This is a genomic window from Brevundimonas sp. GW821-FHT12E07, assembly GCF_058807035.1.
The window spans coordinates 1,661,135-1,674,064 of the sequence record NZ_JBXAQH010000001.1 but is presented as its reverse complement, the minus strand read 5'-3'; the positions used below and the strand labels follow the sequence as shown (position 1 = coordinate 1,674,064).

Sequence of the window (12,930 nt, the reverse complement as noted above, 5' to 3'; positions counted from 1 at the left end):
GAACCCGAAGCGTTCAGGCGCTCGGCTTACCGCCAGATGGCGGCCTTCTGGAGAGCGGCGGCGCGGCTCAAACCGCCTCCGGATCTTTCGCGATGACCGTCTCCAGGTGATGGTCGCCCTTGAAGATGTGACCGGCCCGCGCCGAGGCGTGCAATCGCATGAGGTCGCGCGCTTCCTGGACCGCCTCGCTCAGGGTGAGGGAGACCATTCGCTCCATATGCGGCACGGCGGAGGTGCGGGTTTCGATAAAACAGACGTAGGTCACGCGTCCACCGCTGCGCCAGCCAAAACGCCCGGCCTCCGCTGGCGATGGCGTCCGGCCGCATTCGCCCTTGCCCCAGGCGACGGGGCAGTGTCCGCTTCCGGACCTCAAGACGCAAGCGCCCCGTCAAGAACAACGCCGGCTGACGGAAGTTGGGGCCCAAGCGGAACTTCACGCGCACAAAGGCCCGCCGCGACTGGAACCGCGACGGGCCTCCGCTTCTCCCCAGAAGCCTGGAGCGGCATTCCAGACGCTCCAGTTCTTCAACCGAACCCTGCTCTTTGAGTTCCATGACCCGTGGCCTTTGTAGACGGGGCCGACCGCGACGACGAACACGCTCGACCCGGGAGCGAAGCCCTCAGGCGGCGGCCAGGTCGCACAACAGCGCTTCAAGGAAGGCGGGATCGTGGGGACGATCGTTCGCCACGTCCACGATGAGCCGGTCGGTGGACCAGCGCATCCCGGCAGCGCCTGTCACCCAGGCCTGGAGCGCACCCCGGCGATCGTCGGCGAAGCGGAACGCCGTCGCCCTGGGGCCGGTCGTCACCTCGGTCACGCCCGCCGCCGCCGCCAGGGCCGAGACCCGGCAGGCGTCGAAGAGGGTGAGGACGGCTTCGGGCAATGGCCCGAACCGGTCCTCGATCTCGTCCTGCAGAGCATCGACATCCGCCGCTTCCGTCAGGCGCGCGAGGCGGTTGTAGAGGTTGATGCGCACCGTCGGATCCGGAACGAACTCGGAAGGAATATGGCCTGTCGCGCCCAGGCTGAGCCGGGGCGGCTCCGGCGCTCTCTCGCCTTTCGCTGCGCGCAGGGCGCGCGCCATGACGTCCTGGTAGAGCGCCGCGCCGATCAGACGCATATGGCCCGCCTGCTCTTCCCCGATCAGGTCTCCGGCGCCGCGCAGATCCAGATCGCGCGCGCTGAGCGCGAAGCCTGCGCCCAGCCGGTCCAGCGCTTCGAGGGTCTGGAGCCTGGCCAGGGTGGTCCCGGACAGCGGCGCGTCCGGATCCGAGAGCAGATAGGCGAAGCCTTGTCGCCGCCCGCGCCCCACCCGTCCTCTCAGCTGGTGAAGCTGGGCCAGGCCGAAGCGATCCGGTCGCCAGGTGAGCATGGTGTTGGCGCGCGGGATGTCCAGGCCGTTCTCGATGAGGCTGGTGGCGAGCAGGACATCGCCGTCGCCGTCGGCGAAGCGCGCCATCGCCTCCTCCAGTTCGGAGGGCTTCAGCTTGCCGTGGGCGACCACGAGCCGAAGCTCGGGGACCAGTTCGGCGAGCTGCTCGGTCAGGGGTCCGAGATCCTCGATGCGCGGGGCGACGAAGAAGCTCTGGCCCCCGCGCCCGTGCTCGCGCATCAGCGCCAGGCGAACAGACGCCGGATCGAAGGGCGTGATGAAGGTTCGGACCGGCCGCCGACGCGCGGGCGGGCTGGCGATGATGCTGACGTCCTGAAGGCCGACCAGCGCCCCCTGCAGGGTTCGCGGGATCGGGGTGGCGGACAGGCTCAGAAGATGCGGGGCCCTCGACGCGAGGTCGGATTTCAGACGGGCGCCGAAGCGATGCTCTTCATCGATGACGACCAGCGCCAGATCAGAGAAGACCACCTCCTCCGAAGCGAGGGCCTGGGTTCCTATGACGATCCTTATCGACCCGTCCGCCAGCCCGGCCCTGATGCGCGCCGCCTCTCCTGCATCGGTCGCTCCCGACAGGTGGCCGACCTGGACATCGATCGCGGCCATTCGCCTGCGAAACCCCTCGAAATGCTGCCGCGCCAGGATGGTCGTCGGCGCGACCACCATCACCTGGCGTCCGGTCGCGGCGACGGCGGCCGCCGCCCGCAGGGCCACCTCCGTCTTGCCGAAGCCGACATCGCCACACACCAGCCGGTTCATCGGCCGGCCCGCGGCCAGATCCGACAGCACCGCCGCGATGGCGCCGGCCTGATCCGCTGACTCCGGAAAGGCGAAGCCGGCTGCGAACCTCGCCATGACCGCCGAGGACGGCGCCACGGGGTCGGTCGTCTGACGGGCGCGCGCCTCCGCGAGGGCGGCCAACGCCTCGGCCGCGGAGTCGATCTCGCGACTGACGTCCGCCCGCCGCGTGCGCCACGCCGGCGTGTTCAACCGGTCCAGGGTCACAGCGGCGGCCTCGGAACCATAGCGCCAGATGCGCCCGAAATCCTCGATCGGCGCGAGGATGGAGGCGCCGCCGTGATACTCAAGGCGCAAGACATCGCGCTCGGCCTCGCCGGCCTGGACCCGTTCAAGCGCCGTCAGCACGCCCAGACCGTGGTCCTCATGAATGACCACATCCCCGAGGCGCAGCTCGGTCTCTCCGAACGCGTCCGGAACCTGGTCCGCCCGCTGGGCCAGACGTCCCCCGAGAATGTCGGCGCAGGTCAGCATCACAAGCCTGTCTGCGTCCGCGACGAAGCCGCTCTCGATATCGGCGACCAGCAGTGCACAAGCGTCAGCCTTGAGCCGATCCCGGTTCGCCCAGGCCTCCAGACGCTCGACGGGATCGACGCCCACGCGCTTCAGGGTGCGGCCGACCACCTTCAGCTCATGCGGCAACCCCGTGACGACGATGCGATATCCGGCCTCTCGCCGTTCAGCCAGAAAGCGCTTCAGGGCCTGGCCCGGAGATTTCGAGGCGGCGAACCGGGGCGCCGGCGCGATGTCGTCGAGGTCCAGACCGATCGCCTTCGTCAGAAGATCGGCGGTTTGCTCCCGTGGCGCATAGATCCGATCCTCGCTCCAGGGCCGTGATCCCTCCGTGAACTGCAGCCGGGTCTCGAAGGCATCGGCGATCTGGCCCCGAAACGCCTGCATGTTCTCGTCCGCCCCGGGCTCGGCGAAGACGGTCAGGTGGGCCGGCAGATAGTCGGTCAGGGTCGCAACATCGGGGCTGTCCGTCGGGCCTTCGGCGTCCGTCATGGTGTTCGAGGCGGCGAGAGCTGTCTGAAGGGGCTCGGCGGCCGCGAAGATCACGACCCGCTCCAGCTCGTCATCGGTGCGCTGGGTGACCGGGTCGTAGCGCCGGATCTGGTCGATGCGTCCCTCGGGATCGAGACTGACCCGCACCGGTCGGGCGGCGTCCGCCGGAAAGATGTCGATCACGGCGCCGAGGATCGCGACCTCGCCGGCCTCGTCGACACGGTCGTCGGCGACATAGCCGGCCTGCTGGAAAAACGCGTCCAGGGTGTCGCGATCCAGATCATCGCCCCGTGCGATTTCGCGGCGAAGGCCCGCATCGTGCGGCGCCGGTGTCCGCTGAATGAGCGCTTCGGGAGAGGTGACGAGGATCCAGGCGCGGTCGGTCTGGTCCGTCAGCCGCGCGAGAACCGCCATCCGCCGCCCCATGCTCTCGCGGGAAGGCGGAGCGCGATCATAGGGAAGATTGTCCCACGGCGGCAGAACCAGAACCTCCCGATCATCGGCGAGGGCCGCCAGGGCGTGCGCAACCTCATCAGCGCGCCGCTCGGTCGCGGCGATGAAGAGCACGGGTTCGGCGGCCCGGGGCAGAGCGTCGATCAGTCTCGCCGCCAGGGCGGACGGCGGGATCCGCCTCGGGGCCACGGCCTCCAGGGCAGGCGCGCCGCCGGAACCCAGGTGGTGCTGGCCGACGGCGGCTGAAGGGGAAGCTGATGTCATTGAGATCCTCGTCTGTGCCGAACTCGACCGCGACCGTCAGGTTCAGCTTCGCCGCAAGGATTTCTGTGACATCGACGACGGGATGGGAGGTGGAGCGCCCCCACAGGACAAACAGTCCAGGGCAGACCTGCCCCATGCCAGCTTCAGGTGCCCCGTCGTTGTAGCGCAAGGCGTCGCGCTCCGCCCCGGGGGCGCGAACCGCCCGGGCCTTCCCTCTTCGGGATCATCCGCCCGGCTGGGGGGTTCTATCGCCTCCGCAAGAAAGAACGATAATGAAACTGATCCTGAAAGAGCTGGCCAAGAAGATGCGCGACATCGACTTCACCATGCTGACGACGCGCAGCCAGAGCGGCGCCCTGGCGTCCCGCCCCATGAGCAACAATCGCGAAGTCGATTACGACGGCGACAGCTGGTTCTTCACGACCGAAGACACGGACATGGTTTCCGACATCCAAGCCGATCCTGTCGTGGGCCTGACCCTGTCGGGGGACAAGGGCCTTCTGGGCAAGCCGGGGATCTTCATCGCCGTCGAGGCGCGCGCGGAGCTGATCCGCGACAAGGCCCTGTTCGAGGTTCATTGGACCAAGGGTCTGGATCGCTGGTTCCCGCAAGGCGTGGACACACCCGGCCTGGTCCTGATCAAGGCCCATGCCTCGCGCCTCTCCTATTGGGACGGCGAGGATCAGGGCGAACTGTCGCTCTGACCGGACGCCGCCGCAGGCGAGCCCCGGGTCTCGCCTGCGGGCAGGGGTTCAGCGCCCAGAGCCAGGCGCCCGGCCTCGGCCTCGGCCTCCGTCGTCGCGGTTCATCTGTCGCCATGCGAGCCTGTGCGTGCCGATGTTCACGCCCCTCACACTGGGCTGTAGTCGCGTGGCGGCCGGATGCGCCGGTACCGCGCCTCGACAAAGGCGAAAACACCGAAGGCGACCAGCCCCAGGGCGGTCAGCGCCAGCATGATCCAGCCGCCGGGCTGGGCCTCCAGGGCGTCAAGAGAGGAGCCGAAGCTTCCGACCTCCGCCGCGCTCGCCCGCCAGCCCGCGAGAACGACCAGCAGCGCCAGCGGCATATAGGCGAAGCCGCGCGCGATATAGCCGGCGCGGGCCACCATCGTCAGCGGACCGCAGAGGCGGTCCGAACAGACCAGGGCCTCGCCGAAGTCGGCGCTGAAGCCCTTGATGATGTTGCCCGCCCCGACACAAACGATCACGGCCCCCGCCCCCATCAACAGCAGGTCGCCAAACGGCAGAGCCAGCAGGATTTCGGCCTTGCGCCGGTTTTCCTCCACATCCTCCAGCGCCATCTTCGGCCCCACCTCGTCGAGGAGTTCGAAGACACCCGCTGCGAGCAGACCGTAGAAGACACCGCTGGCTGCCTGGCCCGCACGCAGCAGGAGCGCCTTGGGCGTCCGTCCCTCCCGATCGGCGTCGAACACGGACTGGAGCACCCTCCAGCCGACGAACGCCCACAGCCCCAGCCCCAGGGCGACCAGCCAGACGCGACCGAAAGGCTGTTCGGCGAGCCAGAAGACCGCGCCCCGGCTTCCCACCGCGTGGCCTGTCCGATCAAGCGCCGCCGCCAGTGTAAGAAGACCCACCGAAACATAGATGAAGCCCCGGGCGCCATAGCCGAGGCGAGCGGCATGCTCGATGAGCATGTCCAGGGAGAGCTCATCCCAGGTGCGCTTCCAGCCAAGAAGGCCGCGCCGAGGCCGTCCCTTCAGACGCTCAATCCCCTGGGTCGCCCAGCCTGCAATATCCATCCTTTGTCCCCATTCCCGCTCGTCCTTCCGCGGGGCGATCCGCCGTCGATCCCATCGAGGCCATGCGGGGCGACTGCCCCGCGACCGAAGCCGCAAAGGGCCGCCCGCGGAACGGCGGACGGCCCTTCGATACGCGGCCGATCGGTCAGTCGGTCGCCTTGTGCACCGCGTCCTTGGCCTTGCCGAAGGTTTCCTTGGCCGCGCCGGCCGCGCGATCGCCCAGGCCCTCGGCGACCATCTTGTCGTTGCCGATGGCCTTGCCGATGCCTTCCTTGGCCTCGCCCACATGCTTCTGAGTCGCGCCCTCGATGCCTTCCTTGCTCATGATCCTGATCTCCTCTGCGCCACGCCGGCGCCGGCGACCGCCACGATCGGCGATCACAGGCGGAAAGCCCGCGCGCCCTCGAAGTTCCTGTCGACCCTGAGCGCCGACCCTGAGCGTCGACCGACCCGCCTGGAGGAACCGAAAGGATCGCCGACGATTGCCGGATCGGGGCGCGCGCGCCCGTTCACCCGCCGTACCCCGGGACCGCCGTGAGGATTGCGACTTTCAACATCAACGGCGTGAACGGGCGGCTCGCCAATCTCATCGCCTGGCTGAAGGCGGATCAACCGGACATCGTCTGTCTGCAGGAGCTGAAGGCGACCGACCGCCAGTTTCCGGAGGCGGCGATCCGCGCCTGCGGCTACGACGCCGTGTGGCAGGGAGAGCCGCGCTGGAACGGGGTCGCCATCCTGTCCCGGATCGGCGCTCCGGTCGTCACGCGCCGCAGGCTACCCGGCGATCCTTCGGATGGCCAGAGCCGCTATCTCGAGGCCGCGGTCCAGGGCGTGCTCATCGGCGGCCTCTATCTGCCCAACGGCAATCCCTTTCCGGGTCCGAAGTTCGCCTACAAGCTCGCCTGGCTGGACAGACTGATCGATCATGCCGCAGGGCTCGTCGGCCTCGACGCCCCGGTGGTCCTGTGTGGCGACTACAATGTCGTCCCCACCGAAGCCGACATCTATGACAGCCGCTCCTGGAGGACCAACGCCCTCCTCCAGCCCGGAAGTCGCGCCGGCTTCGCACGGCTGCTCGAACAGGGATGGACGGACGGCCTGAGCGAACGGTTTCCAGAGACGCCGCCCTGGACCTTCTGGCCCTATCTCCGCCAGGCGTGGCCGCGCGACGCGGGTATGAGGATCGATCATCTGCTGCTCAATCCCCGGGCGGCGGGCCGCTTGACCGACGCCGGCGTCGACGCCTGGGTTCGCGGAGAAGAGGGGGCGAGCGACCATGCCCCCGTCTGGATCGAACTGACCTGAGGAGACCTCGCCGGAGCCCTCTCTCGACGACCTCGGCTCCGACGTCAGATCACGCCCTGGATCAGCCCGAGCGTCTTCGCCTCCTGGGCCTCCAGATACCAGTTCTCCGGCGCCCGGCGCAGCACCTCGTCCATCGTCACCTGGGATCCGAAGATGAGGTTCTCGAAGCCTTCGTTCTGGATGGCGATGGAGTGTTCGATCTCGTGCAGGGTCGCCTTGACCGAGGCCACGCAGGTGGTGAGCGGCCCGTTGATCTCCAGGGTCTTGCACAGTTTGCGCTCGTGGATCATCAGCCGGGCGCCCCGCGTCAGATAGCGGTTCTGACGGGCGAAGAAGCTCATGAAGGTCGCTCCCGCCGAATAGATGGCGGCCTTGCCGAGAAACACCACGCGCCGGTCGGGCATGGCGTCACTGTGGAAACGGACATCCTCCCCCATCATGCGCGCTACCTCCGGGTCGCCCCCGAGGGTGCAGAGTTCGATCACGACCAGTCCGGTGCTCGGAGCCCGGTCGAACTGCTCGCGGAACCGGTCGTACATGGCGTAGTCGACCGGTCCGGCCAGGGCGATGCGGGGCGTGAGAAAGTCTGTTGCAGTCAGTTCAGTCATGGCGTGAAATCAGCTCGGGCCCGGCGAAGCGCCGCACCGGCGGCAAGGTTCCAGGGAATCCATCACTTCACAGATCCGGCCCCCGGCAGCCTTCAGCGCTCAATGGACAAGGCGGGAAGGCGGCGGTCCGGCCATAACGGAGGAAGCTCCCCGGACCGCCGATCACCCGGGCGGGGCACGCCAGACGACGGACCCCAAACCCCGTGCGGGTCCAGCGGTTCCCGTGTCGGCTTTCAGATGCCGCGAGATCGAATCTCGCAGCACAGACCCACCGACCGGCGGGCAGCGTCGATCCCGAAGGCGGAGCCCGATGCGGCTCAGGTCTTCAGAGGGCGTCAAGCTCGGCGGGCGAGAGTCTTTCGAAGCCGCGCAGCACGGCCTTCAGACCCTCTTCCCCGACCAGGGCGATGGCCTCCGGGAGGGTGACCCATCGACGCTCGCGCTGCTCCCGTTCGGGCCAGTCGCCCAGCTCGATGGAGACACGCAGTGCAAAGACCTCCATCCGCATCCGTCGGACCTGGCCCCCGCGCCCCGTCTTGACGGTGTCGAAGGCGCCGATCGGCGCCGGGTGGATCACGCCGTGGACACCGGCCTCCTCCACCGCTTCCTGGGCGGCGGCTTCCCAGTCCGTCTTGCCGGCCATTTGATGGCCCTTGGGCAGGATCCAGCGCCGCGTTTCGCGCGACGTCACCAACAGGATGAAGACACCCGCCTCGCGGCGCTGCCAGCAAAGTGCGGCGACCTGGGAGATCATGGAAAGAGCGGCGGCCATGACGTTCGCAAAAGCTTGATCCGCCCGGGCGAGACGGCAAACTGTGACAGTTGCTCAGCCAACTGACGAATTTAGCATAATGCGTCAAGCGTTCGCCCGGTGCGGCTTCACCGGCCTCTCCCGGTCGCCTTGCCCGCGGCGAGGATCCGGCGTCGCGTTTACAGCTTGACCACCTCCAGGGCGTCCGCCGCGGCCAGACGTTCAGCGAGCACCGCCCGGTGACACCCCGAATGGTCGGCCTCGAAGCACAACAGGGCGACGCGGCGCTCTGCCGCCAGGGCCCTCAGCCTTGCGAACTCCGCCTCGGCTTCCGGGTCCTGCAGATGCTCATGGAAGATGGCGCGCATGCCGGAGATGTCGCCGCGGCGCGCCGCCTCCCGTCCCGGCTTCGGCGTCCCCAGGCGCCTCAGATGGAGATAGGCGATCCCCTCCCCTTCGAGGCTTGCTGCCAGGAGCGTCTTGGAGAACCCGGCCCGCCGCGACGCCGCGACGGCGCGGACATCGACCAGCAGCTCAACCTGCGCCTCTTTGAGGCGCGCGATCACGTCCGCCTGGGTCGCGCCCTCATAGCCGATCGTGAAGACCTGCCGCGTCACGGTTTGATCTTCGCCTCCCCGGGCGGCGACTTGAAGGTCTTGCCCACCTCGCCCGCATCCGGACCGTCGGGACCGGCCCGACGCGCCGCCTCGCGCCCGGTCGCGATCACATCCTTCTCGGGTGTCGCGGGATCGGGCTTGCCGCCCGGCGCGGCGCCGTTGGCCTTGCGCCCTTCGGACTGTTTGTCATCCATCTCGGCCTCCTGGGTTGTGCTCTCCTAGCGAACCGCCGCCTCTCGGGTTCCGCCCCGCGCCGGCGTGGAGGAACCCGAACCCGGAACCGTTTCCGAGCGTCGCCGTTGTGGAGGCCCAAGTTCGGGGCCCAAGGATCGGGAGCGTCGCGTGTCGCCATATTATTGCATCGTCAACCTGCCGGGCGTGCCCGCGCGGGAAATCGCGGTCCTCGCGGTTCGGGACGAGGCCTCGGCAGGGGAGGATCTCGTGCGTTTCGCCGAGCGCTGGCCGGGGTATGAGACGATCGCCCTCTACAGCGGCGAACGCGCGATCGCGGTGCTCGCCAATCCGGCCCTGGGTTTTCCGGCCGACCGGCTGTGCGACTTGCCGGAGGCGGCCTGAGGCCAGGCCTGAAGCCGGTTGAAACCGGGTCTCACCGCAGCGGTCGGCTGAGCCAGGCGGACCCCGCCTCGACGAACCGCCATGGCGTCTCGACGCCGACAGACAATCCGACCCGCCGCCCCGAGACCGTCAGGGGCGGCGCGACGGGCGCGAGGAGCTGGAACGGCAAGTCCCAAACGGGCGCGCCGGTAAAAGCCCCGGTGATCGCCAGCGCCTGACAGAGCCGTCCCGGCCCGGCGCAGAGCGCGTGAACCGCCGGGGTTCCGCGCCGGCTCATCATCGCCTCCAGGCCCAGGGTCGGCTCGAGCGCCCGGATCAGCACGGCGCTGCCGGGCCGCCCGGCGTCACAGGTGATGTTGAAGCACCAGTGCAAACCGTAGATCCGATAGACATAGGCTCGCCCTGCAGGCCCGAACATCGCGGCGTTGCGCCGCGTGGGCCCTTGAAAACTGTGGGATGCGGGATCCTCGACATCATAGGCTTCGGTCTCCACGATCCGCCCCCCGACGCCCTCGACCGTCAGGGTGCAACCGATCAAGGCCGCAGCGAGCCGGGGCGACGGTTGATCGAAGACGGTCCGATCCAGGCTCACACCCTGACCCGCCCCACCGGCGTCCGCCTTCATCCGGACGCCGCATCCGCGGACGGCGACGCGCGGGCGAGCGCCGAAACGACCCGATCGTAGAGATCAAGCGCTTCCCGGTCCGACTGTCCGTCAAGCCAGGCCGTGTTTGTCAGATCATGCAGCCGATCCATCACTGGCGCGCAGTCCCGACCGCCGATCAGCCGTTCGTCCCAGGTCCATCCGACGATGGCGGCAAGCGTGCGCAAGGTTTCCGGGGACGACATCGGACTGCCCGGCAGCCGCGACACGGCGACGATCTCGCGCATCTCCCGAAGCGCGCGCCGGCAGCCCTCCGCATCGCTTGCCGCAGTCATAGTCCCCCTCCAGACCTGCGGTCGGCCGCCCTCCGGCGCAGCACCGTCGAGGCTTTCCCGAACCCGGAGACATCGCTTCCTCCGCGGCAAATGACGGCTGGATGACAGACCATGAAGACCTCCTGACCGGCGTCTTTACGTCTGCGCCTTCGACGCGGTTCCGGCGGATCGTCCGGCCGGCCCTCCCCTGTCCGATCTCGGACAGAGGAACCGCAGCGCGGACCGCAGGTTGAAGGGGGCGCACGGCTCCACGCCCCGCGCCCCCTTCCTCACGCCCGATCGGAACGTCTCATGGCCAAAGCCCCCTCCAAGCCCGCCGCCAAACCTGCCGTCAGGGCCGCGACCACGCCCGCTCCCCGGAAGGCCCCGGCGCGGACCAAGTCAGGTCCCGCTTCCGCGGAGGCCCTGCCGGGCGCAGCCGGAGAGCTGCATCAGACCGCCTCTGCGCCCGACCAGCGGCTGACCACGAACCACGGCGTCCCGATCAGCGATGACCAGAACACGCTCTCGGCCGGGCCGCGCGGTCCTCACCTGCTGGAAGACTTCATCCTGCGCGAGAAGATCCAGCATTTCGATCACGAGCGGATCCCGGAGCGCATCGTCCACGCGCGCGGCTCCGCGGCCCATGGATTCTTCGAACTGACGGAGAGCCTCGCCGACTATACGACCGCGAAGATCCTGACCGAGGTCGGCAAACAGACCGAGGTCTTCACCCGCTTCTCCACCGTCGCCGGCGGGGCCGGTTCGGTCGATACGCCACGCGACGTGCGCGGCTTCGCGGTGAAGATGTACACGGTCGAGGGCAACTGGGATCTGGTCGGCAACAACATCCCGGTCTTCTTCATCCAGGATGCGATCAAGTTTCCCGACCTGATCCACTCGGTGAAGATGGAGGCCGACCGCGGCTACCCGCAGGCGGCCTCGGCCCATGACACCTTCTGGGACTTCATCGGCCTCATGCCGGAGAGCACCCATATGATCATGTGGGCGATGTCGGACCGCGCCATCCCGCGCTCCTACAGGATGATCGAGGGCTTCGGCGTGCATACCTTCCGGCTCGTCAACGCCGACGGCCAGGCGACCCTGGTCAAATTCCACTGGCGTCCCAAGCTCGGGACCCAGTCGACCTGCTGGGACGAGGCGGTCAAGATCGCGGGCGCCGATCCCGACTATCACCGTCGCGATCTCTTCGACGCCATCGACAACGGCGACTTCCCCGAGTGGGAATTCGGCGTCCAGCTCCTGACGCAGGAAGAGGCTGATGCTCTGCCCTTCGACGTCCTGGATGCGACCAAGCTCATCCCGGAGGAGCTTCATCCGATCCGCGTCGTCGGCCGGATGGTCCTGAACCGCAATCCCGACAACTTCTTCGCCGAGACCGAACAGGTCGCCTTCCTGCCGACCAATGTCCCGCCGGGCATCGACTTCTCGGAAGATCCCCTGCTCCAGGGCCGGCTGTTCTCCTATCAGGACACCCAGCTGTCGCGGCTGGGCACCGTCAACTTCCATCAGATCCCGATCAATCAGCCGAAGGGCTGCCCGTTCCAGAACATGCAGCGTGACGGTCAGATGCAGATGGCCGTTCCCAAGGGCCGCGCCAACTACGAACCCAACAGCCTGGCCGAGGCCGGCGAGGACGGCGGGCCGCGCGAAGATCCCAAGGGCGGTTTCCGCAGCTTCCAGGCGCCGGTCGAGGGCGCCAAGGTCCGCATCCGGGCCGAGACCTTCGCCGATCACTACAGCCAGGCGCGCCTCTTCTATCGGTCGCAGACCGAGATCGAACAGGCCCACCTGGCCAGCGCCATCGTCTTCGAACTCTCGAAGGTGACGCTGGAGCATGTCCGTCTGCGGGTTCTGGCGAACCTGCGCAATGTCGACGAGAGCCTGGCCCAGCGGGTCGCCGACGGACTGGCCATGGACCTGCCCGAGCCGGCGAAGGCCGCCTCCGAGCCGTTCGAGATGGAGGCCAGCCCGGCCCTGCGGATCGTCGGCAAATATCCTGAAACCCTGAAAGGCCGTCTGGTGGGGGTGCTGGTGACAGACGGCGCCGACGGCGCCCAGGTCTCCCAGGTGACGACCGCCGTCGAAGCGGCCGGAGCCCAGGTCCATCTCATCGCCCCCAAGGTCGGCGGGGTCGTTCTCAAGGACGGATCGAAGCTGGCCGTCGACCGCCAGCTGGCGGGTTCGCCGTCGGTCCTCTTCGACGCCGTGGCCCTGGTCCTGTCCGAAGACGGTTGCGCGATGCTGCTGGGCGAGGGGGCGGCCGTCGATTTCGTGCGCGACGCCTTCGGTCATCTGAAGGCCATCGGTCATACGGCCGAGGCCCAGCCCCTGCTCGACAAGGCCGGGGTCACGCCCGACGATCGCATCGTCGCCCTGAAGGGTCCGGCCAAGGCCTTCGCCGCGGCGGCCGCCGGTCGGCAATGGGACCGCGAGCCCTCCGTCCGCATCCTGGCCTGAGGCC

14 protein-coding genes are annotated in these 12,930 nt (G+C 68.4%); 4 read left to right on the top strand and 10 right to left on the bottom strand.

All coding sequences use genetic code 11. The features are described from left to right. Positions 1-67: 67 nt before the first annotated feature. Entirely contained in the window at positions 68-265 is a 198-nt protein-coding gene (locus AC1ROD_RS07870) for a hypothetical protein (RefSeq protein WP_492947686.1), read from the bottom strand. A gap of 355 nt (positions 266-620) precedes the next feature. Next, complete coding sequence (locus AC1ROD_RS07865) at positions 621-3,911, bottom strand: DEAD/DEAH box helicase (protein ID WP_492947685.1); 3,291 nt, start codon at positions 3,909-3,911, stop codon at positions 621-623. Between the two features lie 272 nt (positions 3,912-4,183). Here AC1ROD_RS07865 and AC1ROD_RS07860 point away from each other — a divergent pair, with 272 nt between their 5' ends. Beyond that, on the top strand, positions 4,184-4,615 hold the full coding sequence (locus tag AC1ROD_RS07860) for a pyridoxamine 5'-phosphate oxidase family protein (RefSeq protein WP_492947684.1): 432 nt from the start codon (positions 4,184-4,186) through the stop codon (positions 4,613-4,615). A gap of 146 nt (positions 4,616-4,761) precedes the next feature. On the opposite strand, the gene AC1ROD_RS07855 is transcribed toward AC1ROD_RS07860, so the two are convergent. Together AC1ROD_RS07855 and AC1ROD_RS07850 are read right to left on the bottom strand one after the other, a co-directional pair. Continuing rightward, on the bottom strand, positions 4,762-5,670 hold the full coding sequence (locus AC1ROD_RS07855) for a DUF1206 domain-containing protein (protein ID WP_492947683.1): 909 nt from the start codon (positions 5,668-5,670) through the stop codon (positions 4,762-4,764). A 145-nt stretch (positions 5,671-5,815) separates the two neighbouring features. Beyond that, on the bottom strand, positions 5,816-5,995 hold the full coding sequence (locus tag AC1ROD_RS07850; protein ID WP_492947682.1) for a CsbD family protein: 180 nt from the start codon (positions 5,993-5,995) through the stop codon (positions 5,816-5,818). Between the two features lie 209 nt (positions 5,996-6,204). Between AC1ROD_RS07850 and AC1ROD_RS07845 the strand changes: the two genes are divergently transcribed. After that, positions 6,205-6,975: an exodeoxyribonuclease III gene (locus AC1ROD_RS07845; protein WP_492947681.1), complete on the top strand. Its 771-nt coding sequence runs from the start codon at positions 6,205-6,207 to the stop codon at positions 6,973-6,975. Between the two features lie 44 nt (positions 6,976-7,019). Here AC1ROD_RS07845 and AC1ROD_RS07840 read toward each other — a convergent pair whose 3' ends face one another. The 4 genes from AC1ROD_RS07840 to AC1ROD_RS07825 all read right to left on the bottom strand — a co-directional run bounded on the left by AC1ROD_RS07840 (position 7,020) and on the right by AC1ROD_RS07825 (position 9,145). Further along, positions 7,020-7,583, bottom strand: coding sequence for a peptidase S14 (locus tag AC1ROD_RS07840; RefSeq protein WP_492947680.1), 564 nt, complete (start codon positions 7,581-7,583; stop codon positions 7,020-7,022). A 325-nt stretch (positions 7,584-7,908) separates the two neighbouring features. After that, positions 7,909-8,355: an NUDIX hydrolase gene (locus AC1ROD_RS07835; RefSeq protein ID WP_492947679.1), complete on the bottom strand. Its 447-nt coding sequence runs from the start codon at positions 8,353-8,355 to the stop codon at positions 7,909-7,911. A 158-nt stretch (positions 8,356-8,513) separates the two neighbouring features. Beyond that, positions 8,514-8,951: a DUF488 domain-containing protein gene (locus tag AC1ROD_RS07830; protein ID WP_492947678.1), complete on the bottom strand. Its 438-nt coding sequence runs from the start codon at positions 8,949-8,951 to the stop codon at positions 8,514-8,516. Continuing rightward, complete coding sequence (locus tag AC1ROD_RS07825; RefSeq protein ID WP_492947677.1) at positions 8,948-9,145, bottom strand: hypothetical protein; 198 nt, start codon at positions 9,143-9,145, stop codon at positions 8,948-8,950. The genes AC1ROD_RS07830 and AC1ROD_RS07825 overlap by 4 nt, the downstream gene beginning before the upstream one ends. Positions 9,146-9,293: 148 nt before the next feature. On the opposite strand from AC1ROD_RS07825, the gene AC1ROD_RS07820 reads away from it, so the two are divergent. Further along, the gene (locus tag AC1ROD_RS07820; protein ID WP_492947676.1) at positions 9,294-9,527 is read left to right on the top strand and encodes a hypothetical protein; all 234 of its coding nucleotides are present in this window, start codon (positions 9,294-9,296) and stop codon (positions 9,525-9,527) included. A gap of 31 nt (positions 9,528-9,558) precedes the next feature. Here the strand turns inward: AC1ROD_RS07820 and AC1ROD_RS07815 are convergent, their stop codons facing one another. Together AC1ROD_RS07815 and AC1ROD_RS07810 are read right to left on the bottom strand one after the other, a co-directional pair. Further along, the gene (locus AC1ROD_RS07815) at positions 9,559-10,152 is read right to left on the bottom strand and encodes a DNA-3-methyladenine glycosylase (protein ID WP_492947675.1); all 594 of its coding nucleotides are present in this window, start codon (positions 10,150-10,152) and stop codon (positions 9,559-9,561) included. After that, on the bottom strand, positions 10,149-10,466 hold the full coding sequence (locus tag AC1ROD_RS07810; protein ID WP_492947674.1) for a hypothetical protein: 318 nt from the start codon (positions 10,464-10,466) through the stop codon (positions 10,149-10,151). The genes AC1ROD_RS07815 and AC1ROD_RS07810 overlap by 4 nt, the downstream gene beginning before the upstream one ends. A 291-nt stretch (positions 10,467-10,757) precedes the next feature. Here AC1ROD_RS07810 and AC1ROD_RS07805 point away from each other — a divergent pair, with 291 nt between their 5' ends. Continuing rightward, complete coding sequence (locus AC1ROD_RS07805; RefSeq protein WP_492947673.1) at positions 10,758-12,926, top strand: catalase; 2,169 nt, start codon at positions 10,758-10,760, stop codon at positions 12,924-12,926. Positions 12,927-12,930 lie beyond the last annotated feature (4 nt).